The 25,130-nt window shown below is 41.1% G+C and carries 25 protein-coding genes; 23 read left to right on the top strand and 2 right to left on the bottom strand.

The genetic code is table 11. The features are described 5' to 3' along the window. The first annotated feature begins 584 nt into the window (after positions 1-584). The 8 genes from pstS to HT678_RS01095 all read left to right on the top strand — a co-directional run bounded on the left by pstS (position 585) and on the right by HT678_RS01095 (position 6,998). Entirely contained in the window at positions 585-1,463 is an 879-nt protein-coding gene (gene pstS / locus HT678_RS01130; RefSeq protein WP_000746334.1) for a phosphate ABC transporter substrate-binding protein PstS, read from the top strand. Further along, positions 1,463-2,380 carry a phosphate ABC transporter permease subunit PstC gene (gene pstC / locus HT678_RS01125; protein ID WP_001070908.1) on the top strand — a complete coding sequence of 306 codons (918 nt, stop codon included), beginning with the start codon at positions 1,463-1,465 and terminating at the stop codon, positions 2,378-2,380. The genes pstS and pstC overlap by 1 nt, the downstream gene beginning before the upstream one ends. Then, the gene (pstA, locus tag HT678_RS01120) at positions 2,370-3,254 is read left to right on the top strand and encodes a phosphate ABC transporter permease PstA (protein WP_001201787.1); all 885 of its coding nucleotides are present in this window, start codon (positions 2,370-2,372) and stop codon (positions 3,252-3,254) included. The genes pstC and pstA overlap by 11 nt, the downstream gene beginning before the upstream one ends. Positions 3,255-3,264: 10 nt before the next feature. Further along, the gene (pstB, locus tag HT678_RS01115; RefSeq protein ID WP_000109215.1) at positions 3,265-4,068 is read left to right on the top strand and encodes a phosphate ABC transporter ATP-binding protein PstB; all 804 of its coding nucleotides are present in this window, start codon (positions 3,265-3,267) and stop codon (positions 4,066-4,068) included. A gap of 12 nt (positions 4,069-4,080) precedes the next feature. Further along, positions 4,081-4,839, top strand: coding sequence for a phosphate ABC transporter ATP-binding protein PstB (gene pstB, locus HT678_RS01110; RefSeq protein ID WP_000128635.1), 759 nt, complete (start codon positions 4,081-4,083; stop codon positions 4,837-4,839). An 11-nt stretch (positions 4,840-4,850) separates the two neighbouring features. After that, entirely contained in the window at positions 4,851-5,504 is a 654-nt protein-coding gene (gene phoU, locus HT678_RS01105; protein WP_000946465.1) for a phosphate signaling complex protein PhoU, read from the top strand. A 91-nt stretch (positions 5,505-5,595) separates the two neighbouring features. Continuing rightward, positions 5,596-6,063: an NUDIX domain-containing protein gene (locus HT678_RS01100; RefSeq protein ID WP_001106783.1), complete on the top strand. Its 468-nt coding sequence runs from the start codon at positions 5,596-5,598 to the stop codon at positions 6,061-6,063. 119 nt (positions 6,064-6,182) lie between these two features. After that, complete coding sequence (locus tag HT678_RS01095) at positions 6,183-6,998, top strand: ABC transporter substrate-binding protein (RefSeq protein WP_023939045.1); 816 nt, start codon at positions 6,183-6,185, stop codon at positions 6,996-6,998. 19 nt (positions 6,999-7,017) lie between these two features. Here HT678_RS01095 and HT678_RS01090 read toward each other — a convergent pair whose 3' ends face one another. Next, positions 7,018-8,289 (bottom strand): PLP-dependent aminotransferase family protein, encoded by a 1,272-nt coding sequence (locus HT678_RS01090; protein ID WP_000744853.1) that lies wholly within the window; start codon positions 8,287-8,289, stop codon positions 7,018-7,020. 416 nt (positions 8,290-8,705) lie between these two features. Between HT678_RS01090 and HT678_RS11255 the strand changes: the two genes are divergently transcribed. From HT678_RS11255 to alaS, 12 genes are all read left to right on the top strand, one after another. After that, positions 8,706-8,852, top strand: coding sequence for a hypothetical protein (locus tag HT678_RS11255; RefSeq protein ID WP_000669513.1), 147 nt, complete (start codon positions 8,706-8,708; stop codon positions 8,850-8,852). Positions 8,853-8,882: 30 nt separating this feature from the next. Beyond that, positions 8,883-9,227 (top strand): hypothetical protein, encoded by a 345-nt coding sequence (locus tag HT678_RS01085; protein WP_000489503.1) that lies wholly within the window; start codon positions 8,883-8,885, stop codon positions 9,225-9,227. Between the two features lie 482 nt (positions 9,228-9,709). Next, positions 9,710-10,441 carry an acetolactate decarboxylase gene (budA, locus tag HT678_RS01080; protein WP_023932776.1) on the top strand — a complete coding sequence of 244 codons (732 nt, stop codon included), beginning with the start codon at positions 9,710-9,712 and terminating at the stop codon, positions 10,439-10,441. Positions 10,442-10,450: 9 nt separating this feature from the next. Beyond that, positions 10,451-11,203: a YhfC family glutamic-type intramembrane protease gene (locus HT678_RS01075; RefSeq protein WP_050971541.1), complete on the top strand. Its 753-nt coding sequence runs from the start codon at positions 10,451-10,453 to the stop codon at positions 11,201-11,203. A gap of 111 nt (positions 11,204-11,314) precedes the next feature. Further along, complete coding sequence (gene murB, locus HT678_RS01070; RefSeq protein ID WP_023936081.1) at positions 11,315-12,220, top strand: UDP-N-acetylmuramate dehydrogenase; 906 nt, start codon at positions 11,315-11,317, stop codon at positions 12,218-12,220. 159 nt (positions 12,221-12,379) lie between these two features. Then, entirely contained in the window at positions 12,380-13,537 is a 1,158-nt protein-coding gene (locus tag HT678_RS01065; RefSeq protein WP_172924519.1) for an ABC transporter ATP-binding protein, read from the top strand. Beyond that, positions 13,518-14,324, top strand: coding sequence for an ABC transporter permease (locus tag HT678_RS01060; RefSeq protein WP_031222549.1), 807 nt, complete (start codon positions 13,518-13,520; stop codon positions 14,322-14,324). The genes HT678_RS01065 and HT678_RS01060 overlap by 20 nt, the downstream gene beginning before the upstream one ends. After that, on the top strand, positions 14,321-15,094 hold the full coding sequence (locus tag HT678_RS01055; RefSeq protein WP_000712740.1) for an ABC transporter permease subunit: 774 nt from the start codon (positions 14,321-14,323) through the stop codon (positions 15,092-15,094). Before HT678_RS01060 ends, HT678_RS01055 begins: the two co-directional genes overlap by 4 nt. Then, a complete protein-coding gene (locus HT678_RS01050) occupies positions 15,091-16,161 on the top strand; it encodes an ABC transporter substrate-binding protein (protein ID WP_023939049.1) in 1,071 nt (356 codons plus the stop codon). The genes HT678_RS01055 and HT678_RS01050 overlap by 4 nt, the downstream gene beginning before the upstream one ends. 152 nt (positions 16,162-16,313) lie before the next feature. Beyond that, entirely contained in the window at positions 16,314-16,847 is a 534-nt protein-coding gene (locus HT678_RS01045) for a DUF5626 family protein (RefSeq protein WP_023939050.1), read from the top strand. Positions 16,848-17,359: 512 nt separating this feature from the next. Further along, positions 17,360-17,845, top strand: coding sequence for an LURP-one-related/scramblase family protein (locus HT678_RS01040; protein WP_000847054.1), 486 nt, complete (start codon positions 17,360-17,362; stop codon positions 17,843-17,845). 21 nt (positions 17,846-17,866) lie between these two features. Then, a complete protein-coding gene (alaS, locus tag HT678_RS01035; RefSeq protein ID WP_172924518.1) occupies positions 17,867-20,485 on the top strand; it encodes an alanine--tRNA ligase in 2,619 nt (872 codons plus the stop codon). An 89-nt stretch (positions 20,486-20,574) separates the two neighbouring features. On the opposite strand, the gene HT678_RS01030 is transcribed toward alaS, so the two are convergent. Continuing rightward, positions 20,575-22,029 carry an alpha-amylase gene (locus HT678_RS01030; RefSeq protein ID WP_001181039.1) on the bottom strand — a complete coding sequence of 485 codons (1,455 nt, stop codon included), beginning with the start codon at positions 22,027-22,029 and terminating at the stop codon, positions 20,575-20,577. Positions 22,030-22,209: 180 nt separating this feature from the next. Between HT678_RS01030 and HT678_RS01025 the strand changes: the two genes are divergently transcribed. The 3 genes from HT678_RS01025 (at position 22,210) to HT678_RS11860 (ending at position 24,906) form a co-directional block, all read left to right on the top strand. Continuing rightward, positions 22,210-22,959 (top strand): ABC transporter ATP-binding protein, encoded by a 750-nt coding sequence (locus tag HT678_RS01025; RefSeq protein ID WP_000569210.1) that lies wholly within the window; start codon positions 22,210-22,212, stop codon positions 22,957-22,959. Further along, complete coding sequence (locus tag HT678_RS01020; RefSeq protein ID WP_001237593.1) at positions 22,940-24,574, top strand: hypothetical protein; 1,635 nt, start codon at positions 22,940-22,942, stop codon at positions 24,572-24,574. Before HT678_RS01025 ends, HT678_RS01020 begins: the two co-directional genes overlap by 20 nt. Before the next feature lie 71 nt (positions 24,575-24,645). After that, on the top strand, positions 24,646-24,906 hold the full coding sequence (locus HT678_RS11860) for a hypothetical protein (protein WP_000590367.1): 261 nt from the start codon (positions 24,646-24,648) through the stop codon (positions 24,904-24,906). Positions 24,907-25,130 lie beyond the last annotated feature (224 nt).

Here is a 25,130-nt window from a genome sequence, read left to right as displayed (position 1 = left end):
ACTCAATGAAAATCAAAGAGCAAACTAGGAAGCTAGCCAAAGATAGCTCAAAATACTGTTTTGAGGTTGCAAATAGGACTGACGGAGTCAGTTACAAAGCATTGCTTTAAAGTTGTAGATAGGACTGACCAAATAGGTACATACCTATAACAAGGCAAGGCTGACCTGGTTTGAAGAGATTTTCAAAGAGTACAAGAAGTTTAGTTATTAGCGTTCTTACCGCTTGTAAACTAGATTTCCCATAAAATAGAATCTTTTCCTTTTAGTTGTAAACTAGTCTGGGAGAGTAGAGAGGTTTGAGATACCTTTCTAGCTTTTGGATTATCATCTAAGGAGAGTAACCTTTTCCTTGCATTAAAAAGGGGAAAAAGAGACACGAAATGACTATAATGGGTGACAATGGGGGAAGGGATAGACAAGAGATTTTATCCACATATGAAAAAAGGAGGTTAGAAAAGAGTAATATAGCCTATATTATATAAATAATCAATTGCGCAGAAATTTGGTAAGAATTCATGCGTCAACTCATAAAGAACTACTTAAAAAATTCACAGTATTCATAATTATTTTCGAGGAGAAAAACAGTGAAAAAAAGAAAAAAGCTTGCTCTGTCTCTTATCGCTTTTTGGCTGACGGCTTGTTTAGTAGGCTGTGCTAGCTGGATTGATCGTGGAGAATCCATAACGGCTGTTGGCTCAACTGCCTTGCAACCCTTGGTTGAAGTAGCGGCAGATGAATTTGGCACGATCCATGTTGGAAAAACGGTCAATGTCCAAGGGGGAGGTTCTGGTACAGGCTTGTCCCAGGTTCAATCTGGGGCAGTTGATATAGGAAACTCAGATGTATTTGCTGAGGAAAAAGACGGAATTGATGCTTCTGCTCTTGTTGACCACAAGGTCGCGGTAGCTGGCTTGGCTCTGATTGCCAATAAGGAGGTCGATGTTGATAACCTAACGACAGAGCAACTTCGTCAAATCTTCATAGGTGAGGTAACCAATTGGAAAGAGGTTGGTGGTAAGGACTTACCCATCTCTGTTATCAATCGGGCAGCCGGCTCTGGCTCTCGTGCTACCTTTGATACTGTCATTATGGAAGGTCAGTCCGCCATGCAAAGTCAGGAGCAGGATTCAAATGGAGCGGTAAAATCAATCGTATCAAAAAGTCCAGGAGCTATCTCTTATTTATCTCTTACCTATATAGATGATTCGGTCAAAAGCATGAAGTTGAATGGCTATGACTTAAGTCCAGAAAATATAAGTAGCAATAATTGGCCCTTGTGGTCTTATGAGCATATGTATACATTGGGGCAGCCCAATGAGTTGGCTGCAGAATTTCTCAATTTTGTTCTCTCGGATGAGACCCAAGAAGGGATTGTCAAAGGATTGAAGTATATTCCGATTAAGGAAATGAAGGTTGAAAAAGATGCTGCCGGAACTGTGACAGTGTTGGAAGGGAGACAATAATGAATCAAGAAGAATTAGCTAAGAAAATGTTGCTTCCATCAAAGAATTCTCGTCTGGAGAAACTAGGAAAAGGTTTGACCTTTGCCTGTCTTTCTTTGATAGTCATCCTTGTGGCCATGATTTTGGTTTTCGTAGCGCAAAAAGGCTTGTCGACCTTCTTTGTCAATGGTGTGAATATCTTTGACTTTCTTTTGGGAGGAACTTGGAATCCTTCTAGTAAAGAATTTGGTGCCCTTCCTATGATTTTGGGTTCCTTTATCGTTACCATTCTCTCAGCCCTTATCGCAACACCCTTTGCTATTGGTGCAGCAGTTTTTATGACCGAAGTATCACCAAAAGGGGCGAAGATTTTGCAACCAGCTATTGAACTCCTGGTTGGGATTCCTTCAGTAGTGTACGGATTTATTGGCTTGCAAGTCGTCGTTCCCTTTGTTCGCAGTGTCTTTGGTGGGACTGGTTTTGGGATTTTGTCAGGGATTTCCGTCCTCTTTGTCATGATTTTGCCGACCGTAACCTTTATGACAACGGATAGCTTGCGTGCGGTTCCTCGTTATTATCGTGAGGCCAGTTTCGCTATGGGAGCCACTCGCTGGCAGACTATCTGGCGTGTGATCTTGAAGGCGGCCCGTTCTGGTATTTTCACTGCAGTGGTCTTTGGGATGGCGCGTGCCTTTGGTGAGGCTCTAGCTATCCAGATGGTTGTCGGAAACTCAGCTGTTATCCCAACTTCCTTGACCACACCAGCTGCAACTTTAACTTCTATATTAACTATGGGAATTGGGAACACTGTCATGGGAACTGTAAATAATAATGTTCTCTGGTCACTGGCCTTGGTACTGCTCTTGATGAGTTTAGTTTTTAACAGTGTGATTAAATTGATTACGAAAGAAAGAGGAAAGAAAAATTATGCGCGCTAAGAAATTAGATAAACTTGCAACAGCTGTCCTCTATACGATTGCTAGCATCATTGTGACAATCTTGGCTTCCTTGATTCTCTATATCTTGGTTCGGGGCTTGCCCCATATCTCTTGGTCTTTCTTGACTGGAAGGTCTTCTGCTTTTCAAGCAGGTGGTGGGATTGGCATTCAGCTTTACAATTCCTTTTTCCTATTGGTCATTACTTTGATTATTTCTGTACCTCTTTCTATGGGAGCTGGGATTTACTTGGCTGAGTATGCTAAAAAAGGTCCTGTTACCAACTTTGTGCGGACTTGTATTGAAATCTTGTCCTCTTTACCATCAGTGGTGGTGGGGCTCTTTGGTTACTTGATCTTTGTAGTCCAGTTTGAGTATGGATTTTCAATCATTTCAGGTGCCTTGGCCTTGACAGTCTTTAACTTGCCTCAGATGACGCGTAATGTAGAGGATAGTTTGAAACATGTTCACCATACCCAACGTGAGGCTGGTCTGGCTCTTGGGATTTCTCGTTGGGAGACAGTGGTTCATGTTGTTATTCCAGAAGCGCTTCCAGGTATTGTAACGGGTGTCGTCTTGGCATCTGGTCGTATCTTTGGCGAAGCTGCAGCTCTGATTTATACAGCAGGGCAATCGGCGCCAGCTCTTGACTGGTCTAACTGGAATATCCTCAGTGTGACTAGCCCCATCTCTATCTTCCGTCAAGCAGAAACCTTGGCTGTCCATATCTGGAAAGTCAATAGTGAAGGCACTATTCCAGATGGAACTATTGTATCAGCAGGTTCTGCCGCTGTGCTCCTAATCTTTATCCTGATTTTTAACTTTGGAGCTCGTAAGTTCGGAAACTATCTACACAAGAAATTAACCGCTGTCTAAAGGAGAAGCCATGTCAACATATAACTGGGATGAGAAGCATATCCTTACCTTTCCTGAAGAAAAAGTAGCCCTTTCTACTAAGGATGTCCATGTTTACTATGGTAAAAATGAATCCATTAAGGGGATTGATATGCAATTTGAAAGAAATAAAATTACAGCTTTGATTGGTCCGTCGGGATCGGGGAAATCTACCTACTTACGCAGTCTCAATCGCATGAATGATACTATTGATATTGCTAAAGTAACTGGGCAGATTCTCTATCGTGGAATTGATGTCAACCGTCCAGAAATCAACGTTTATGAAATGCGTAAACACATTGGAATGGTTTTTCAACGCCCTAATCCATTTGCTAAGTCAATTTACCGTAATATTACCTTTGCGCATGAACGTGCTGGAGTTAAGGATAAGCAAGTCCTAGATGAAATCGTAGAAACCTCCCTTCGTCAGGCTGCCCTCTGGGATCAGGTTAAAGACGATCTCCACAAGTCAGCCTTGACCTTATCAGGTGGTCAGCAACAACGTCTCTGTATTGCTCGTGCCATCTCTGTTAAGCCAGATATCCTCTTAATGGATGAGCCAGCCTCAGCCTTGGATCCGATTGCGACCATGCAACTAGAAGAGACCATGTTTGAGCTCAAGAAAGACTTTACCATCATCATTGTAACGCATAATATGCAGCAGGCTGCTCGTGCAAGTGACTATACAGGCTTCTTTTACTTGGGTGATTTGATTGAGTATGACAAAACTGCAACTATTTTCCAAAATGCCAAGCTACAGTCCACCAATGACTATGTATCTGGTCACTTTGGTTAGAAAGGAAACCGTATGACAGATGCGATTTTACAGGTATCAGACCTGTCCGTTTATTATAATAAAAAGAAGGCTTTGAATAGTGTTTCCCTATCTTTCCAACCTAAGGAAATTACAGCCTTGATTGGTCCATCTGGATCAGGGAAGTCAACCCTCCTCAAGTCTCTCAACCGCATGGGAGATCTCAATCCAGAGGTGACCACAACTGGATCCGTGGTGTACAATGGTCACAACATCTACAGTCCGCGTACAGATACGGTTGAATTACGTAAGGAAATCGGAATGGTTTTCCAACAACCTAATCCTTTCCCTATGACTATCTATGAGAATGTTGTCTACGGGCTTCGTATCAATGGAATTAAGGATAAGCTGGTTCTGGATGAAGCCGTAGAAAAAGCCTTGCAAGGTGCCTCTATCTGGGATGAGGTCAAGGATCGTCTACATGATTCAGCTATTGGATTGTCAGGTGGTCAACAGCAGCGTGTCTGCGTGGCCCGTGTCTTGGCAACTAGTCCTAAAATCATCCTCTTGGATGAGCCAACTTCGGCTTTGGATCCGATTTCAGCTGGTAAAATTGAGGAAACCTTGTATGGTCTAAAAGACAAGTACACCATGCTTCTGGTAACCCGTTCCATGCAGCAAGCTTCACGTATCTCTGATAAGACAGGATTTTTCCTAGATGGAGATTTGATTGAATTTAATGATACCAAGCAGATGTTCCTTGATCCCCAACACAAGGAAACGGAAGACTATATTACAGGAAAATTTGGATAAGGAGATGAAAGATGTTACGATCTCAATTTGAAGAAGATTTAGAGAAATTACATAACCAGTTCTACGCTATGGGACAAGAAGTGCTCTCACAAATCAATCGTACGGTACGTGCTTTTGTCACGCATGACCGTGACCTGGCAAAAGAGGTCATCGAAGATGATGCAGAAGTAAATGAATACGAAGTGAAACTGGAAAAGAAATCATTTGAAATGATCGCACTCCAACAACCAGTCTCTCAAGATTTGCGTACAGTCTTGACTGTCCTTAAGGCTGTATCAGATGTGGAGCGTATGGGGGATCACGCTGTAGCCATTGCCCAGGCAACCATCCGTATGAAGGGGGAAGAGCGCATTCCAGCTGTAGAGGAAGAAATTCAAAAAATGGGACGTGAAGTTAAAAGCGTTGTTGAAGCAGCACTTGATCTTTATCTTAATGGTTCTGTTGACGACGCATACCGGGTAGCCTCCATGGATGAGCAAATTAACCACTATTTTGAAACTATCCGTGACCTTGCGACTGAAGAGATTAAGAAAAATCCAGAAGCCATTGTTACGGGTCGTGATTATTTCCAAGTTATTTCCTACTTGGAGCGTATCGGTGACTATGCTAAAAATATCTGTGAATGGGTTGTTTACTTTGAAACAGGTAAGATTGTCGAATTATAAAGTATTCAAAGGATAAAATTATTGTGAAAGCTTACTTTTTAATACAGTAAGCTTTCATTGTATAGATAGTTTACTTTGTCAGAGGTGAATAATGAACTACATACAGAATATCAGAAAAAAAGTTGGAAAAGATAAAATTATTTTAAATTTTACCTGTGGAATATTAAGTCAATCAGGAAAAATTTTATTACAAAAACGAGCAGATAAAGGAACGTGGGGATTACCAGGTGGTGCTCTTGAATTAGGAGAATCGGCTTTAGAAGCTTTAGTGCGAGAGTTTTATGAAGAAACAGGAGTCGAAGTGAGGGTGGAAAAACTCTTAAATGTTTATACAAAATATTCAGACAGTTATCCGAATGGTGATGAGGCTCAAGTTCTTACAATCTTGTATTTAGTTTCATCTGAAACTTCTATCTCTACAAATTTTTTTACAAGTGATGAAACTTTAGAATTAGGATTTTTTGATCATAGTGACATACAAAATATTGCAATTGTAAACCAGCAGCATCAAGATATGATAAATGATTTTTTTGAAAATAAGTTCCCAATAGATAGATAAACTAACCACTGTATTTCTATTTTTTAGTAAATATATTTTATGAAAATGCAAGAAAACACTTGACAAGCAACTTAGATATCGTTATAATTATACAAAATTAACAGAGGGGTTGTTTATTTATGAAATCAAAAAAATGGATATTTGTTTTATGTAATTTTCTTGCAAGTTTCTTCTTAGTAGCTTGCCAGTCAGGTTCTAATGGTTCTCAGTCAGCTGTTGAGGCCATTAAGCAAAAGGGGAAATTGGTTGTGGCGACAAGTCCTGACTATGCACCCTTTGAATTTCAATCATTGGTTGATGGAAAGAACCAGGTAGTCGGTGCAGACATCGACATGGCTCAGGCTATCGCTGATGAACTTGGGGTTAAGTTGGAAATCTCAAGCATGAGTTTTGACAATGTTTTGACCAGTCTTCAAACAGGTAAGGCTGACCTGGCAGTTGCGGGAATTAGCGCTACTGACGAGAGAAAAGAAGTCTTTGATTTTTCAATCTCTTACTATGAAAACAAGATTAGTTTCTTGGTTCGTAAGGCTGATGTAGAAAAATACAAGGATTTAACTAGCCTTGAAAGTGCTAATATTGCGGCTCAAAAAGGGACTGTTCCAGAATCAATGGTCAAGGAACAATTGCCAAAAGCTCAATTAACTTCCCTAACTAATATGGGTGAAGCAGTCAATGAATTGCAGGTTGGAAAAGTAGATGCTGTTCATATGGATGAGCCTGTTGCACTTAGTTATGCTGCTAAAAACGCTGACTTAGCTGTCGCAATTGTCAGCTTGAAGATGAAGGACGGCGACGCCAATGCCGTTGCTCTTAGAAAAAATAGTGATGATTTGAGAGAAGTGGTAGACAAGGTCATCCAAAAACTCAAGGATGAAGGAATTTACCAAAGCTATCTTGAAAAAGCAGCAAGTCTAACTGAAGTTGAAGAATAAGAAAAAGCAGAGTTGGATGTCATTCCAATTCTGCTTTTAAATAGTTTAAAACCTTTTCCAGATTGTCTAGGGACACCTTGGCAAATTGATAAGGACAGGTGCTTAAATAGGCCTCTTCAAAGAAGTCCAAGCCTAGTTGACTGTGTTTGAGATTGGCGATTTTAGGATACTGTCTCAGGTCTAGCAATAAACCATCGTGAAGAGGAAAATGAGGAAGAGGACAGGGGCTGTAAGCTAGTCTTTCCTTGATTTGTTTTTGGTAAGTTTCTTGATTATTCAAGCGAGTCAGACGATTTTTCTCAAACAATTGACTATCGATATAGAGTGATAAGGCCTTTTGCATGATGAGGTTGCTGTCGTAGTCTAGGATATTTTTGTAGGCCACAAATGCTTCTTTGATAGCATTTGGAAGAATGAGTGCTGTAATACGAAGGGCTGGAAAGAGGCTGGTCGAGAAGGACTTGATATAAATGACACGCTCCTCTGTATCAAGATAGTGGAAGGTTTGGCCCTTCTTGGAGTCCAAATCACCCAGATAATCGTCCTCTACGATATAGACATCATACTTGGCTGCTAAGTCAAGAATAGCTCGTTTGTCCTGCTCAGAATAGGAATGGCCTAGAGGATAGTGAAATCGAGGAATGGTATAGAAAAACTTAATTTTTCCTGTTTTGAAGTGGCCTTCCAGTTCCTTCAAGTCAATCCCATCAATGCCTCGTTCAATCGTTTGATAGTCCAGACCCTGAGCAATCAAGAGGCGATTCATTCGATGGTAGGTCGGTTGTTCCATCAAGATTTCCTTGGCTTGGCTAGGGAAGGAAATTTGAGAAAGGATAAACAAGGCTTGTTGGGTTCCAGAAGTCAGTACCAGTTGGTCAGCCTTGCAGTAGAGGGCTTGGTCAAAGAGGAGTTGGTGAATGGATTGTCTTAAGTCTTCTAAACCTTCTTGATTTTCATAGTAGTTGAAGAGGTAGTTTTCCCGGCCAATCAAAGTTTCATTGACACAGAGTCGGAAATCGTCATAGGCGCTGGCGTGTTCATCCGTAACCTCGATTTCGAGGTCTTGGTGTTGCCCTTGTTCTAGGACATAGTAGCCACTCTGGGGCTTGGCATAGAGGTATTGTTCGTACCGTAATTCCAGCAGGGCGCGCTGAACGGTGTCCTTGCTACAGTGAAAGTCAAGGCTTAGTTGACGGATAGAAGGCAGGCGACTTCCCGTCGGAAAGCGTCCAGACTCGATACCATTTTTCAGATAGGAAACGACCTCTTGGTACTTGCTTTGTTTCTTCATTCCAGACCTCCCTTGATTTTGTTACATTGTACCCTTTTTTTTCCTTCTTGGCAATGTCTAGGGTGTTTCTCTCGTTCACATCTAAGAGCAAATGTGGTATATTCCCATCTTTAATACTTTTTTTGAAATCAAAGAGCAACCAAATGCAGATGTGACAGTTTTTCGGAACTTTTTTCTCTTTAAAACAAAATATGTATTTTTATCTGGGGTTGGTTTGTTTTAAAAAGTTTTCATGCTAATTTCCCCGTATTACTTGCACATATTTTTAGGAAAAAACTTGAAACCGTTTTCTAGTTGTGGTATAATAGAATTGAAAAATAAAAGTATACGAATGACTTGTTAGAAAGGAGTTTTAAATCAGAAAATCAAGTTATTTTATCAGTAATATATATTTGTGACTTGAAGGAGTGTTTTTTATGAAATTTAAAAAAACTGTAACTTCAGCTCTTGTTGTATTATCACTATTTTCTATTATGTCTCCTTCTATAGTTTCTGTTAGAGTATTTGCTGATGATGTAACTACTACGGAAGTTTCTGAAATTAGTACCCAAGAACAAAAATAAATAGATGATGTAGCTAATGTTCTTGATCAAATGTTTAGAAATGGAGTTAATGAAAAAAATTTTACTGAATATGTTTATAAAAACTTTTCTCAAAAAGATATTGCTCTTGCGGAAAATAAATTAGAAACTAATATTAATAATCTCTATGACAGAGTCCCTTGGGATGAGATGGGAGGATGTATAGCGAGAAAAATACGAGAAGAATTTTTTGCTATGACCAATGTTTCGCTAATTGTTAAGTATGCGCAGAAAAAGGCTTGGTTAGAATTAGCTAAAGTGGTACTAAGATTTGTTAAAGCTAATGGACTTAAAACAAATATTTATATCATTGCTGGTCAGTTGGCTATTTGGGCAGTTCAGTGTGGTCTGGAATAATGCGTGATAAAAACTTTTTAATAAAAGATGGGATTATTAGCTTTTTGATTGGATTTGTATATGCATATTTAGTGTTACAAAAATTTATCCTTTGGAAAATCCTTTTGTTTGCATTTATTTTTGCAATTATTAATACAATATTTATGTTTGCTAGGAACAAAAAATAAATAATGATTTAGTTAAATAAAAAAAGGCCCCTAGGGAAGTGTGTTCCTTAGGGGTTGTTGTGCCAGTTCAAGTTTTGTTTCTGTCAAAATCTCAGGCTACCCGTCGGAAAGCGTCCAGACTCGATGCATTTTTCAGATAAGCTACGACCTCTTGGTACTTGCTTTGTTTCTTCATTCCAGACCTCCCTTGATTTTGTTACATTGTACCCTTTTTTTCTTTCTTGGCAATGTCTAAGGTGTTTCTCTCGTTCACATATAAAGCTAAATGTGGTATACTTAGGAGTAACATTTATAGAATAACAAACAAGAAAGAGAATGGATAAGAACGTGCAGGAACCAGTGAAATTATTTCAATACAATACCCTTGGAGCCTTGATGGCTGGCCTTTATGGTGGGACCATGACAGTAGGAGAATTGCTAGAGCATGGAGACCTTGGTTTGGGAACCTTGGATTCCATTGATGGGGAATTGATTGTCTTGGATGGCAAGGCTTATCAAGCCAAAGGCTCAGGAGAGCAACCGGAAATTGTAGAAGTATTACCAGATGCCCTTATTCCTTACGCAGCAGTAGTACCACATCAGGCAGAGGTCATTTTCCGCCAGCGCTTTGAGATGACAGACAAGGAATTGGAAGAACGGATTGAGTCTTATTATGACGGGGAAAATCTTTTCCGCTCTATCAAGATTCGTGGGGAATTTTCACATATGCATGTGCGCATGATTCCTAAGTCGGCACCAGATACCAAGTTTGCTGATGTCGCAACCCATCAACCTGAATATAGTCGTGACAATGTGGCAGGAACCATCGTTGGTTTCTGGACGCCAGAGATTTTCAATGGGGTCAGTTTGGCAGGATATCATCTACATTTTATCTCAGATGATTTGACCTTCGGTGGGCATGTTATGGACTTTGTTATCAAGGAAGGCATTATTGAGGTGGGAGCTATTGACCAGTTGGACCAACGTTTCCCAGTCCAAGACCGTCAATACTTGTTTGCTAAGTTCAATGTTGACGAGATGAAAAAAGATATTGAAAAGGCAGAATAGGAGAAGAAAATGATCATTCATATTATCATTACCATGGTGCTGTTGCTGGCTTTCTTGCTAGGGAGCGTTTGGTATGCCAAAAAGAAATACCAGATTAATCTAGCTGTTTTGGGCTTGGGAGCTGTAGCCTTCTTTGTCTCTTCACAGATTTTGGAAAAACTGGTGCATATCTTGGTTTTGCATCCTCAAAAAGACGGTAGTATTGCCCTCTTGCAAGACCATCCGCTTGTCTATATCATCTATGGCTTAGCCATGGCAGCATTTTTTGAGGAAACTGCTCGTCTTATTTTCTTCAAATGGTTGGAGAAAAAGAGAAGTTTGGAAAAGGCAGACGCCTTGGCCTATGGGTTAGGGCATGGTGGCTTGGAGTTGATTTTCCTAGGTCTTACTAGTTTGCTTAATCTCTACTTCGTTCTCTCAGCAGTTCAAACGCAGGATCCACAGGTCATGCAATTACTGTCTGAAAATATGTTGAAAACTATTCAGTCGCTATCAGTCTGGCAGATTTATTTGCTTGGTTTTGAGCGAATCTTGGCGCTAGGTTTCCAATTACTCTTGACTGTTTGGGTTTACCAAGCTGTTCGCCAGAAGAAATGGATTTATCTCCTAGCAGCCTATGGCCTACATGCCTTCTTTGACCTAGCACCATCTCTAGTCCAAGTTGGCTGGTTGACAAATCCAGTCTTGGTGGAAGTTGTCCTAGCACTTGAGCTCGTTCTGGTTACCTATGGAACCAAGGCTATCTTTTGCAAAAAATCATAAAAAGAGGGGAAACCTCTTTTTTTGTTTAAAATAAGCCTAAGATTTTTTTAGGGTCGTCAAATGGTCTTAAAAATGGTATAATGGAATGAATTTTGTAAAAGGAAGAGTGACATGTCTGTAAGAGAAAAAATGCTTGAAATCTTAGAAGGAATTGATATCCGTTTTAAGGAACCCTTGCATAGCTATAGTTATACAAAAGTAGGTGGAGAGGCCGATTATTTGGTCTTTCCACGAAATCGTTTTGAGTTGGCGCGCCTTGTAAAATTTGCCAATCAAGAAAATATTCCTTGGATGGTTTTTGGCAATGCCAGCAATATCATCGTTCGTGATGGTGGAATTCGTGGATTTGTCATCTTGTGCGACAAGCTCAATAATGTTTCCGTTGATGGCTATACCATCGAAGCTGAAGCTGGTGCTAACTTGATTGAAACAACTCGCATTGCCCTTCGTCATAGTTTGACTGGCTTTGAGTTTGCTTGTGGCATTCCAGGAAGCGTCGGTGGTGCTGTCTTTATGAATGCGGGTGCCTATGGTGGCGAGATTGCTCACATCTTGCAGTCTTGTAAGGTCTTGACCAAGGATGGAGAAATAGAGACCCTGTCTGCTAAAGATTTGGCTTTTGGTTACCGCCACTCAGCCATTCAAGAGTCTGGTGCAGTTGTCTTGTCAGCTAAATTTGCCCTAGCCCCAGGAACCCATCAGGTTATCAAGCAGGAAATGGACCGCTTGACGCACCTACGTGAACTCAAGCAACCTTTAGAATATCCATCTTGTGGCTCGGTCTTTAAGCGTCCAGTCGGGCATTTTGCAGGTCAATTAATTTCAGAAGCTGGCTTGAAAGGCTATCGTATCGGTGGTGTTGAAGTGTCTGAAAAACACGCAGGTTTTATGATTAATGTTGCTGACGGAACGGCTAAAGACTACGAAGACTTGATTGAGTCTGTTATCGAAAAAGTAAAGGAACACTCTGGCGTCACTCTTGAGAGAGAAGTCCGTATTTTAGGTGAAAGCAAGTAGGAAGCTGTAGTTGAAAAGCTGCTGCTATGTCATGGAAAGGGGGTGAAAGCCTATCGTTAGTGCAGAAGAATGTAGGCAGTTCAATCTCCTACACGAGGTAGTGGCGGCCTGACAGAGCCCTGATCTGTTAATCTATGAAAAAGAAGGAATAAATGACAATTGAAAAAACCAATTATTGAATTCAAAAACGTCTCTAAAGTTTTTGAAGACAGCAACACCAAGGTTCTCAAAGACATCAACTTTGAGTTGGAAGAAGGGAAATTCTATACCCTTCTAGGCGCATCTGGTTCAGGGAAATCAACTATCCTAAACATCATTGCAGGTTTACTGGATGCGACGACAGGAGATATTTTACTGGACGGTGTCCGCATCAATGACATCCCAATCAACAAGCGAGACGTCCATACGGTCTTCCAATCCTATGCCTTGTTTCCACATATGAATGTGTTTGAAAATGTTGCCTTTCCGCTCCGCTTGCGCAAGATTGACAAGAAAGAAATCGAGAAACGCGTAGCGGAAGTTCTCAAGATGGTTCAGTTGGAAGGTTATGAAAAACGTTCCATCCGTAAACTCTCTGGAGGACAACGTCAGCGTGTAGCCATTGCCCGTGCTATCATCAACCAACCCCGTGTGGTTTTGTTGGACGAGCCTCTGTCAGCTCTGGACTTGAAATTGCGGACAGACATGCAGTACGAGCTCCGTGAATTGCAACAACGATTGGGCATTACCTTTGTCTTTGTTACTCACGATCAGGAAGAAGCGCTGGCCATGAGTGACTGGATTTTCGTCATGAATGATGGCGAGATTGTCCAGTCTGGAACTCCTGTGGATATCTACGATGAGCCAATCAACCATTTTGTTGCCACCTTTATCGGTGAGTCAAATATCTTGCCAGGAACCATGATTGAGGACTACTTGGTTGAGTTTAACGGCAAACGCTTTGAAGCGGTCGATGGTGGGATGAAGCCAAATGAGCCTGTCGAGGTTGTCATTCGTCCAGAGGACTTGCGTATTACCCTTCCTGAAGAAGGCAAGCTCCAAGTTAAGGTCGATACCCAGCTCTTCCGTGGGGTGCACTATGAAATTATCGCCTATGACGAACTTGGAAATGAATGGATGATCCACTCAACCCGTAAGGCCATCGAGGGTGAGGAAATCGGTCTGAACTTTGAACCAGAAGACATCCACATCATGCGTCTCAACGAAACCGAAGAAGAGTTCGATGCTCGTATCGAAGAATACGTGGAAATTGAAGAGCAAGAAGCAGGTCTGATCAATGCAATCGAGGAGGAAAGAGATGAAGAAAACAAGCTCTAAACTCTTTGTAGTGCCCTACATGCTCTGGATTGCACTCTTTGTCTTGGCACCCTTGGTCTTGATTTTCGGACAATCCTTTTTCAACATTGAAGGCCAGGTTAGTTTAGAAAACTATAGATCTTACTTTGCGTCACAAAACTTGACCTACCTCAAAATGAGCTTTAACTCCGTGCTTTATGCAGGAATTGTGACCTTTGTAACCTTGCTTATCAGTTATCCAACAGCCCTATTTTTGACCCGTCTCAAGCACCGTCAACTCTGGCTCATGCTGATTATCTTGCCTACTTGGATCAATTTGCTCCTTAAAGCTTATGCCTTTATCGGGATTTTTGGTCAAAATGGCTCTATTAACCAATTCTTGGAATTTATCGGAATCGGTTCACAACAGTTGCTCTTTACCGATTTCTCCTTTATCTTTGTCGCAAGCTACATCGAGCTTCCATTTATGATTTTGCCAATCTTCAATGTTTTGGATGATATGGACAATAATCTGATCAATGCCAGCTATGACCTAGGTGCGACCAAGTGGGAGACCTTCCGCCATGTCATCTTCCCTCTATCGATGAACGGAGTGAGAAGTGGGGTCCAATCTGTCTTTATCCCCAGCTTGAGTCTCTTCATGCTGACCCGTTTGATTGGTGGGAACCGCGTTATCACCTTGGGGACAGCCATTGAGCAGAATTTCCTAACCAATGACAACTACGGTATGGGTTCTACCATCGGTGTGATTCTCATCTTGACCATGTTCATCACCATGTGGGTGACCAAGGAAAGGAGAGAACGATGAAAAAATTTGCCAACCTTTATCTGGGACTGGTCTTTCTTGTCCTCTACCTGCCGATTTTTTACCTGATTGGGTATGCCTTTAACGCAGGCAATGACATGAATAGCTTTACAGGCTTTAGCTTGAGCCATTTTAAAACCATGTTTGGTGATGGTCGTCTTATGTTAATTGTGACCCAGACCTTTTTCTTGGCCTTTCTGTCAGCCTTGATAGCGACCATTATCGGGACTTTTGGAGCTATTTACATTTACCAGTCTCGTAAGAAATACCAAGAAGCCTTTCTATCACTCAATAATATCCTCATGGTTGCGCCTGATGTTATGATTGGTGCCAGCTTCTTGATTCTCTTTACCCAACTCAAGTTTTCACTTGGCTTTTTGACCGTTCTATCTAGTCACGTAGCCTTCTCCATTCCTATCGTGGTCTTGATGGTCTTGCCTCGTCTCAAGGAAATGAACGGTGACATGATTCATGCGGCCTATGACCTTGGTGCCAGTCAATTTCAGATGTTCAAGGAAATTATGCTTCCTTATCTGACTCCGTCTATCATTGCAGGTTATTTCATGGCCTTTACCTATTCGCTGGATGACTTTGCCGTGACCTTCTTCGTAACGGGAAATGGCTTTTCAACCCTGTCAGTCGAGATTTATTCTCGTGCTCGCAAGGGGATTTCCCTAGAAATCAATGCCCTTTCTGCCCTTGTCTTTCTCTTTAGTATTATCCTAGTGGTTGGATATTACTTTATCTCACGCGAGAAGGAGGAGCAAGCATGAAAAAACTCTATTCATTTTTAGCAGGAATCGTAGCCATTATCCTCGTCTTATGGGGAATTGCGACGCATCTAGACAGTAAAATCAATAGCCGAGATAGTCAAAAACTGGTTATCTACAACTGGGGAGACTATATCGATCCAGAACTCTTGGAGCAATTCACAGAAGAAACAGGAATCCAAGTCCAGTACGAGACTTTTGACTCCAATGAAGCCATGTATACCAAGATCAAGCAGGGTGGAACGACTTATGATATTGCCATTCCTAGTGAATACATGATCAACAAGATGAAGGACGAAGACCTCTTGGTACCGCTTGACTATTCAAAACTTGAAGGTCTTGAAAATATCGGACCAGAGTTCCTCAACCAGTCCTTTGACCCAGGCAATAAATTCTCCATTCCTTATTTCTGGGGAACCTTGGGAATTGTCTACAATGAAACCATGGTAGAGGAAGCGCCTGAGCATTGGGATGACCTCTGGAAGCCAGAGTATAAGAACTCTATCATGCTCTTTGATGGGGCGCGTGAAGTGCTGGGTCTAGGGCTCAATTCCCTCGGCTACAGCCTCAACTCCAAGGATCCCCAGCAGTTGGAAGAGACAGTGGATAAGCTCTACAAACTGACTCCCAATATCAAGGCTATCGTTGCCGACGAGATGAAGGGCTACATGATTCAGAACAACGCTGCTATCGGTGTGACCTTCTCTGGGGAAGCTAGCCAAATGCTAGAAAAAAACGAAAATCTACGCTATGTGGTACCGACTGAGGCTAGCAACCTTTGGTTTGACAATATGGTCATTCCCAAAACAGTCAAAAACCAAGACGCAGCCTATGCCTTTATCAACTTTATGTTGAAACCCGAAAATGCCCTCAAAAATGCAGAGTATGTCGGCTATTCAACACCAAACCTACCAGCTAAGGAACTGCTCCCAGAGGAAACAAAGGAAGATAAGGCCTTCTATCCCGATGTTGAAACCATGAAACACCTAGAAATTTATGAGAAATTTGACCATAAATGGACAGGGAAATATAGCGACCTCTTCCTACAATTTAAAATGTATCGGAAGTAGGATGTATGAAAACGGATCAGTCACGCTGGTTCGTTTTTTTAACTCTTTTTCTTTGCAATAACAATATTTTATGGTATAATGTAAGCGTAAACACAAACACAAGAAACTCTCTAAATATTCTATGCTTTTAAAAAAGATAGGAGGAATAAATCATGAAAAAGAATTTTATGATTTTCTTAACAGCAGTTGCTAGTTTATTGTTTTTAACAACATTTTCAACTACAAAGGCAGATGAAAATATTGACAATAACGGTAGTTATGAAACAAGAACATCTTTAGTAATGAAAGTTGGGGATTCTGCTACACAAGTATTTACAGATAATTCTGGGGAAGAAAATGTAATTACCGTTACAAAGGTTGCTGACAGACCTCGAACCAGTTTTAGATGGGCACAAGTTGGTAGTGAAAAAGCTAGTAACGGAACTTATCATATAAGTTACAGACGCGGGATATTTAACTGTGGCTTCTATATCACAATAGATACTCGTAACATTACCAGCGCATATGATTTATGGTATTTCCATCTAGTAGGCACAAACTCCGCAAATTTAGTGCATGAAAGTAATAGGAGAGCAACAGCATATTTCACATTTCAACTCAGTGTTCCTTGGATTAACGGCCCAAGTTGGGACGGAGCTCTTCGAGCAGAGCTCGACGCAGACTATCTAGTTACACTGGTGAAGTAAAATGGGAATGTTTGGTTTGATGACAGTCGCTCTTACTATAACTCTCTTTCTAATCATCATTTTTTTAATAGTAAAAAATATTAAGAAATAAATAACTTTAAAATATTTAGAGAGCAGATAAAAGACACCAAAACTAAATAATTTGGTGTCTTTTATTATGAAACATTCGAAAACTTGGAATAAAAGTTGGGATAAAAAGAGTGATAGCAGTAAGAAAAAATATATTCTGAAAAAGTAATCGAAGATGTAGGGAATGGGGTTTCTTAAATGGGAATGATTTCCAGTTGACGTAGACTTAAAAAAACGTTATAATAAGAAAGTTGAGAATTGATTTTCACTTGTCTTAGTCCAGAGAAATGGCGGTGCTGCGAGCCATCTAAGCTAGGAAGTCATGCTACTCAATCATACAATTGCATAAGAACAAGAGAATGACAAGTTCATTGAATGAAGGTGGTACCGCGGTTTTTCGCCCTTCGTGATATGAGCTTGTCTTTTGATTTTTGGAGGTGTTGATGAAAACATTTCTTGTCAAACAAAAGTTTCGTCTTGGAGGCGAACGCTTCGCTATCAAGGATGACAGGGGAGAAATTGCCTATCAGGTGGAGGGATCATTTTTTAAGATTCCTAAAACCTTTACCATCTATGATGCGGCTGGTGAACAAGTCAGTGAGATTAGTAAAGAAATCTTGACCTTGCTTCCTCGTTTTGAGATTCAGCTTCGGGATGGCTCGAGTTTTGTCATTCGTAAGAAGTTGACCTTCTGGCGAGATAAGTATGAGTTTGATAATCTAGGTCTTCGTATCGAGGGCAATATCTGGGATTTGAATTTCAAATTGCTGGATGATCGCGATCAGTTGATTGCGGAAATTAAGAAGGAACTCTTCCATCTGACCTCTACCTATACCGTAACGGTTCTTGAAGACGCTTATGCAGACCTAGTCATTTCCCTCTGTGTCGCGATTGACTATGTGGAAATGCTGGAAAGCCAATCACATTAAACAAGTGAATAAGGAGACAATATGAAACAACTATCTAGTGCACAAGTACGCCAAATGTGGCTTGATTTCTGGGCGACCAAAGGTCACTCAGTAGAACCATCAGTAAGTTTGGTTCCTGTAAATGACCCAACTCTTTTGTGGATCAACTCTGGGGTAGCAACCCTTAAGAAATACTTTGACGGGACCATTATCCCTGAAAATCCACGTATTACCAATGCCCAAAAGGCTATCCGTACCAACGACATCGAAAACGTAGGGAAGACTGCGCGTCACCATACCATGTTTGAAATGTTGGGGAACTTCTCTATCGGGGATTACTTCCGTGACGAAGCTATCACTTGGGCTTATGAGCTTTTGACAAGCCCTGAATGGTTTGATTTCCCTGCTGAAAAACTTTACATGACCTACTATCCAGACGATAAAGATTCTTACAACCGCTGGATTGAAGTGGGAGTGGATCCAAGTCACTTGATTCCAATTGAGGACAACTTCTGGGAAATCGGTGCGGGACCTTCTGGACCAGATACAGAAATCTTCTTTGACCGTGGGGAAGCCTTTGACCCAGAAAATATCGGTATTCGTCTCCTTGCAGAAGATATCGAAAACGACCGTTATATCGAAATCTGGAACATCGTATTGTCACAATTTAACGCAGACCCTGCTGTTCCTCGTAGTGAGTACAAGGAATTGCCACACAAGAACATTGATACGGGCGCTGGTTTGGAGCGTTTGGTGGCGGTTATCCAAGGGGCTAAGACAAACTTTGAAACGGACCTCTTCATGCCGATCATTCGTGAAGTGGAGAAATTATCTGGTAAGGTCTATGATCCAGATGGTGACAACATGAGCTTTAAAGTCATCGCTGACCACATCCGTTCACTTTCATTTGCCATCGGTGATGGTGCCCTTCCAGGAAATGAAGGTCGTGGTTATGTCCTTCGTCGTCTTCTTCGTCGTGCTTCTATGCATGGTCAAAAATTGGGTATCAACGAGCCTTTCCTTTACAAACTCGTTCCAACTGTTGGAAAAATCATGGAAAGCTACTACCCAGAAGTGCTTGAGAAACGTGACTTTATTGAGAAAATCGTTAAGAGCGAAGAAGAATCATTTGCCCGTACCCTTCACTCAGGTCAACACTTTGCCCAAGGCATTGTAGCAGACTTGAAAGAAAAAGGTCAAACTGTTATCGCTGGTTCAGATGTCTTCAAACTCTATGATACTTATGGGTTCCCAGTTGAATTGACTGAGGAAATCGCTGAAGAAGCTGGTATGACTGTAGACCGTGAAGGTTTTGAAGCAGCCATGAAAGAACAGCAAGAACGCGCGCGTGCGTCAGCTGTCAAGGGTGGCTCAATGGGTATGCAAAATGAAACCCTTCAAAACATCACTGTAGAAAGTGTCTTCAACTACAATGCTAGCCAATTGTCTTCTAAATTGGTAGCTATCGTGGCGGACAATGCAGAAGTAGAAGCTGTTTCAGAAGGAACTGCCTCTCTTATCTTTGCGGAAACGTCATTTTATGCTGAAATGGGTGGACAGGTAGCTGACCACGGACAAATCTTGGATGAGTCAGGTAAGGTTGTGGCTACTGTGACCAATGTTCAGAAAGCCCCAAATGGTCAAGCCCTTCATACAGTTGAAGTCCTTGCACCGCTTGCCTTGAACCAAGAATATACCTTGGCAATTGATAGCAATCGCCGTCACCGTGTCATGAAAAACCACACTGCGACTCACTTGCTTCACGCTGCCCTTCACAATATCCTTGGAAACCACGCGACACAAGCAGGATCTCTTAACGAAGTTGAATTCCTTCGCTTTGACTTTACCCACTTCCAAGCAGTGACTGCTGAAGAATTGCGCGCGATTGAACAGCAAGTCAACGAGAAAATCTGGGAAGCTCTTGAAGTGAAGACAGTTGAAACGGATATTGACACTGCCAAAGAAATGGGAGCTATGGCCCTCTTTGGTGAGAAATACGGTAAAGAAGTCCGTGTTGTTACTATCGGTGACTACTCTATCGAGCTTTGTGGTGGTACCCACGTTGGCAACACTTCTGAAATTGGCCTCTTCAAGATTGTCAAAGAAGAAGGGATTGGATCAGGAACTCGCCGTATCTTGGCAGTGACTGGTAAGGAAGCCTTTGAAGCCTACCGTGAACAAGAAGATGCTCTTAAAGCAGTCGCAGCAACTCTTAAAGCACCTCAACTTAAAGAAGTACCTCACAAGGTAGAAGGACTTCAAGAACAACTTCGTCAATTGCAAAAAGAAAATGCTGAATTGAAAGAAAAGGCCGCAGCTGCAGCCGCAGGCGACATCTTCAAGGATGTTAAGGAAGTCAACGGTCACCGTTACATTGCTAGTCAAGTGTCTGTATCTGATGCTGGTGCCCTTCGTACTTTTGCAGATAACTGGAAACAAAAAGACTACTCTGATCTTCTTGTCCTAGTTGCCGCTATTGGTGATAAAGTCAATGTCCTTGTAGCAAGCAAGACAAAAGACCTTCATGCAGGAAACCTTGTCAAAGAATTAGCACCAATCGTTGATGGACGTGGTGGTGGTAAACCAGACATGGCCATGGCAGGAGGAAGCAACCAAGCTAAAATCCAAGAATTGTTGGATGCAGTAGCAGGTAAATTGTAATTGAGTAAAGATCTATCCATTTGGGTAGGTCTTTTTGTGAATGCAAAAAAGCCAAATCCGATTGGACCTGGCTTGGTTATTATGAACTATTAGATGGTATTGACTGCCCAGACACTTACGGATCTAGCTGAGACTGGGAATTGTCCATAACCTTCCTCATCGATTGTAACATGACTTTGGTGGTTTCCAAGTAAGTCTATGAAAGTTTGGTTAGCCCATTCTTGGCCGACAAACATTGACTTGCTGTTTTCTTGGTTATTTGAGATAAGGACTGCGATTGGGGATTGATGTTCAGCACCTGAACGTACCCAACCGATACAGTTTGCGTCATCAAAGTAGTCTGTTTGCTCTCCATAGGCCAAATCTTTTCGGATGGCTAGGAGACGGTCAAGGACTTCTTTGAAATCTTGTTGAGCATATTGCCCTGAAATCCCATAGTAGTCGCCGTAAAAGACACATGGAAGGCCATTTTGGCGTAACAGAATGAGGGCATAGGCTGCTGGTTTGAACCATTCTTCAACGGTAGACTCAAGAGCCTGACCTCGTTGTGTATCGTGGTTGTCGACAAAAGTCACAGCCTTGTCAGGTTTGAGTTCAACCAAGCTATCTGTGAAAATGCTACGAAGATCGTAGTTGGAACCTGCTCGACTAGCATCAAAGAGATTCTGGTGGAGACGAACATCGACAAGATCGAATCGTTCTTCCGTTTTTTCAAGATAGTCTAGGTTGGCTTCCTTGTCTGGGTTCCAAAATTCACCAAAAACGTAGAAATCGTCACCGTATTTTTCCTTTATATCACGGATAAAATTGCGCATAAAGAAAGAATCAATGTGCTTAACGGCATCCAAGCGGAAACCAGCTACACCAGTCGTCTCCATGAACCAGTCAGCCCAGTCATAGATATTTTGGATGACTTCAGGATGTTTAAAGTCTAGATCAGCATACATGAGGTAGTCGTAGTTACCGTTTTCGTTATCGACCAATTCCTCGTTAGCCCAGCCCTTGTTATCCCCTTGAATCAGATAAATCCCAGACTTTCGGCGTTTGGCATCATAGTCTGTACCGGTGAAGTGGTACCAGTGCCAGTGGAAGTCATTATAGGTATCTTGGCGACCATCGAAGGTAAAGCTAGTCCAGCCGTTGATGATGAAGGGTTCTCCGAGTTCGACTGTACGGTCAACAGGATCCACCTCAATAACCTGAAAGGCTTCCCTGTGATCGGCAGCAGCCTTGTGGTTGAGAACTACATCAGCCATAGGTTGAATTCCCTGTGCTTTTAGAGCTTGAATAGCTTGAAGATAGTCTTCTTTAAAACCATACTTGGTGCGGACAGTTCCTTTTTGGTTAAACTCTCCTAAGTCGAATAAGTCATAGACCCCATAGCCGACATCTTTTTCATTGGTAGCCTTGAAAGCTGGTGGCATCCAGACATGGCTGATACCGAGATCAGCTAGGTGTGGAGCATCTTCAGCCAGACGCGTCCAGTGCTGACCGTCGTGGGGCAGATACCATTCAAAGTATTGCATGAGTGTTTGATTTTGCATGATGTTTCCTCTTACTTGTCAATCTTGTTCTTTATTCTATCATAAAGTATCTCTTGGCGCAAACGTTTGCGTAAGAATAGAAGGAAACTATTGTATCTACTTAAAATAAAGTGTTGATTTTTTTTGTATCAAAGTGCTAGTATAATAGTATGTGATATAGATAAAGATAGGAGTCATCCCATGATTGAATTTCAAAATGTTAGTAAGTTGTATGGTGATAAAGAGGCTTTGAGCAATCTCAATTTGCAGATTGAAAATGGGGAGATTATGGGCTTGATTGGCCATAATGGTGCTGGGAAATCGACCACCATAAAATCCCTAGTCAGTATCATTTCGCCCAGCAGTGGTCGTATTTTGGTAGATGGTCAGGAGTTATCGGAAAATCGCTTGGCTATTAAACGAAAGATTGGCTACGTAGCAGACTCGCCTGACTTATTTTTACGTTTAACGGCCAATGAATTTTGGGAATTGATTGCTTCATCCTATGGTCTGACTAGCTCTGACTTGGAGGCTAATCTAGCTAGGCTATTGAACGTTTTTGATTTTGCTGAAAATCGCTATCAGGTTATTGAAACCCTTTCTCACGGAATGCGTCAGAAAGTCTTTGTCATCGGGGCACTTTTGTCTGATCCTGATATTTGGGTTTTGGACGAACCCTTGACTGGTTTGGATCCCCAGGCTGCCTTTGATTTGAAGCAAATGATGAAGGAACATGTACAAAAAGGCAAGACGGTCTTGTTTTCAACTCATGTCCTAGAGGTAGCTGAGCAAGTCTGTGATCGGATTGCCATTTTGAAAAAGGGACATTTGATTTATTGTGGTAGCGTAGAGGACTTGAGAAAAGACCATCCAGACCAGTCTTTAGAAAGTATCTATCTTAGCCTTGCTGGTAGAAAAGAGGAGGTTTCAGATGCGTCTCAAGGTCATTAAAAAATTAGTTGATATCAATATCCTCTATTCATCTCAAGAAGCTAATCTGGCTAACCTACGAAAGAAGCAAGCTAAAAATCCTGGAAAAAAAGTAAATGTTTCCGCTAGAGTCCTAAGTTCTTACATTTTTTCCAGTCTCTTGATGCTCATCATGTTTATAAATATAGCCATTCATTTTCCTTTTGAGGAAATACCAAGTTTTTTTAGTAGCATGGTTGCTATTTTACTGGTGCTTGCCTTTTCAACTTCTTTCACTGCATTTTACAATGTCTTTTATGAGAGTAAGGACTTGGCATCGTATAGGCCCTATGCCTTTAAAGAATCAGAGATTATAATTGCTAAAGGACTGTCTGTTCTCTTGCCAGCTCTAACTGGAATTGTACCAATCCTAGCTTATTTTCTAGTCCTCTATATTAGGCTAGCTCCTTCTCTATGGCTGGGTTTGCCTTTGATGCTACTGTCCTTGACCCTATTATTTGTCTCTGTTACTTTAGTGATGGTAGTGGCAGTACATTTCTTGGCTCAGACTAGGGTCTTCAGAAAGTATCAGTCTATTTTTTCGAATGTGATGATTGGGATAGGAGTTCTCATACCTTTAATATATGTCTTCTTTCTACAGTCGACTTCTGGACGTATTGTTGACAAAGTTAGAGACATTCCATTTCTCCTTTATCCTATTCATCTCTTTTACAAAATAGCAGTGGAGCCTTTTTCGACAGAAGCCATCCTGGGTCTGCTCGCTTGGATAGGACTAACTGTCTTCGTGCTTTACTTGAGCAAAAAGAAGGTTTTTCCTCGTTTTTATGACGTGATTCTGCTTAACAGTGAGGAGAAGGTCAAGAAAGAACGTCGCAGTAAGGAGAGAATTTCAACTACTAAAAAGGGATTTTTCCGTATGGTTTTACGCTACCACCTCACCCTCTTGGGACAGGGGACTGGCGTGATTACAGTGCTTTTTACAAGTGCTTTCCTTCCTTATCTCATGATGATCGGTCTGATTTCCAAAATCCGAGATTCTCAGATAGTTCCAGACATTCATCCTCCATACTGGTTACCCTTGTTTTTTGTAGGAGTGTTTATAGCAGTTGTCAATAACAATATCACCAGCCTACATTCAATTGCCTTGTCCTTGGAGAGAGAAAATGTTGATTTTCTTAAGAGTTTACCCTTTGATTTTGCTTGTTATGTGAAAGTGAAATTTTGGATTATATTTGCTGTCCAGTCCTTTTTACCAGTTCTGACTTTATTTGGACTTTCTCTATATCTAGGCTTGCCCATCCTTTCGATGATTTACCTCCTTGTGGCATGGATCCTTGCCAGTGTCATCCTTTCTTGCCACAATTACTTTAAGGACGTGAAAAATCTGTCAACCAATTGGAGTAGCATTACGGACCTGGTAAACCGTTCAAATCGTATAGTAGCAATAGTTTTGATTTTTATTTATAGTGCAATCTTAATGGCCCTTGTAATAGGGAGCTTATTCTTGGTTCGGTCTCTCGTCCCTGTCCTTGCCATCAGCTTGGGAGTAGGAGTTCTTATCCTCTTGCTTGCTCTTGCTATTTTTGGCTATCATTACTACCTGTCACGCATATTGGCAGAAATAGAAAAAAGATGAGCTAGTTGGTCGCTTGCTTGATAAATTCAATTCGACAAACGCTTTTATAGTTTGTTAGAATGTAGTTGTAAATGATTAAGATTGGTAATCAAAAATATATAGGGAGGAATGTTTTGAATAAGAAATATAACATAGTTCTATTTTTGTTGTTTATAGTTTATTTATTGGGATATTTTTCAATTTCAAAAACTTTCATTCCTATAATGTGTGTGATCCAAGTATTTTTGATAGAACATATATTTAAAGTTCGAAATAGAATGATGCAAATAGGTGAAATTTTAATTATTGTTGCTTCTATGATATTATTTATTGATAGTATATTGAGTTTGTAACAAAAGTCTTCTCTATAGAATCAAATTTTCCAGATACCTGCTGAGGCTGATTTATCTTCTCTCTATGCCTTCTCATCTTTATTCTACTATCTACGTCACTAAACTTGACAGACACATATTGCAGGTACAGCCTCTCCAGCTACAATCTCAAAGTTAATACTCTTCGAAAATCTCTTCAAACCACGTCAGCTTTGCCTTGCCGTAGATATGGTTACTGACTTCGT

The sequence above is a fragment of the Streptococcus sp. 3167 genome (genome assembly GCF_013277175.1).
Taxonomy (GTDB): domain Bacteria; phylum Bacillota; class Bacilli; order Lactobacillales; family Streptococcaceae; genus Streptococcus; species Streptococcus pseudopneumoniae.
Note: the sequence above shows the minus strand (reverse complement) of the source record. Positions and strands in the feature narration are given on the sequence as shown.

Bases quoted from the DNA above. Each gene is read 5' to 3' on its own strand.
- HT678_RS01085 (WP_000489503.1), top strand. From the start codon at position 8,883: ATGTTTAGAAATGGAGTTAATGAAAAAAATTTTACTGAATATGTTTAT.
- phoU (WP_000946465.1), top strand. From the start codon at position 4,851: ATGTTACGATCTCAATTTGAAGAAGATTTAGAGAAATTACATAACCAG.
- pstA (WP_001201787.1), top strand. From the start codon at position 2,370: ATGCGCGCTAAGAAATTAGATAAACTTGCAACAGCTGTCCTCTATACG.
- HT678_RS01075 (WP_050971541.1), top strand. From the start codon at position 10,451: ATGATCATTCATATTATCATTACCATGGTGCTGTTGCTGGCTTTCTTG.
- pstB (WP_000109215.1), top strand. From the start codon at position 3,265: ATGTCAACATATAACTGGGATGAGAAGCATATCCTTACCTTTCCTGAA.
- HT678_RS01050 (WP_023939049.1), top strand. From the start codon at position 15,091: ATGAAAAAACTCTATTCATTTTTAGCAGGAATCGTAGCCATTATCCTC.
- HT678_RS01045 (WP_023939050.1), top strand. From the start codon at position 16,314: ATGAAAAAGAATTTTATGATTTTCTTAACAGCAGTTGCTAGTTTATTG.
- murB (WP_023936081.1), top strand. From the start codon at position 11,315: ATGTCTGTAAGAGAAAAAATGCTTGAAATCTTAGAAGGAATTGATATC.
- HT678_RS01100 (WP_001106783.1), top strand. From the start codon at position 5,596: ATGAACTACATACAGAATATCAGAAAAAAAGTTGGAAAAGATAAAATT.
- HT678_RS01090 (WP_000744853.1), bottom strand. From the start codon at position 8,289: ATGAAGAAACAAAGCAAGTACCAAGAGGTCGTTTCCTATCTGAAAAAT.
- pstB (WP_000128635.1), top strand. From the start codon at position 4,081: ATGACAGATGCGATTTTACAGGTATCAGACCTGTCCGTTTATTATAAT.
- HT678_RS01095 (WP_023939045.1), top strand. From the start codon at position 6,183: ATGAAATCAAAAAAATGGATATTTGTTTTATGTAATTTTCTTGCAAGT.
- HT678_RS01055 (WP_000712740.1), top strand. From the start codon at position 14,321: ATGAAAAAATTTGCCAACCTTTATCTGGGACTGGTCTTTCTTGTCCTC.
- HT678_RS01020 (WP_001237593.1), top strand. From the start codon at position 22,940: ATGCGTCTCAAGGTCATTAAAAAATTAGTTGATATCAATATCCTCTAT.
- alaS (WP_172924518.1), top strand. From the start codon at position 17,867: ATGAAACAACTATCTAGTGCACAAGTACGCCAAATGTGGCTTGATTTC.
- budA (WP_023932776.1), top strand. From the start codon at position 9,710: ATGGATAAGAACGTGCAGGAACCAGTGAAATTATTTCAATACAATACC.
- HT678_RS01060 (WP_031222549.1), top strand. From the start codon at position 13,518: ATGAAGAAAACAAGCTCTAAACTCTTTGTAGTGCCCTACATGCTCTGG.
- HT678_RS11255 (WP_000669513.1), top strand. From the start codon at position 8,706: ATGAAATTTAAAAAAACTGTAACTTCAGCTCTTGTTGTATTATCACTA.
- HT678_RS01030 (WP_001181039.1), bottom strand. From the start codon at position 22,029: ATGCAAAATCAAACACTCATGCAATACTTTGAATGGTATCTGCCCCAC.
- HT678_RS01025 (WP_000569210.1), top strand. From the start codon at position 22,210: ATGATTGAATTTCAAAATGTTAGTAAGTTGTATGGTGATAAAGAGGCT.
- HT678_RS11860 (WP_000590367.1), top strand. From the start codon at position 24,646: ATGATTAAGATTGGTAATCAAAAATATATAGGGAGGAATGTTTTGAAT.
- pstC (WP_001070908.1), top strand. From the start codon at position 1,463: ATGAATCAAGAAGAATTAGCTAAGAAAATGTTGCTTCCATCAAAGAAT.
- HT678_RS01040 (WP_000847054.1), top strand. From the start codon at position 17,360: ATGAAAACATTTCTTGTCAAACAAAAGTTTCGTCTTGGAGGCGAACGC.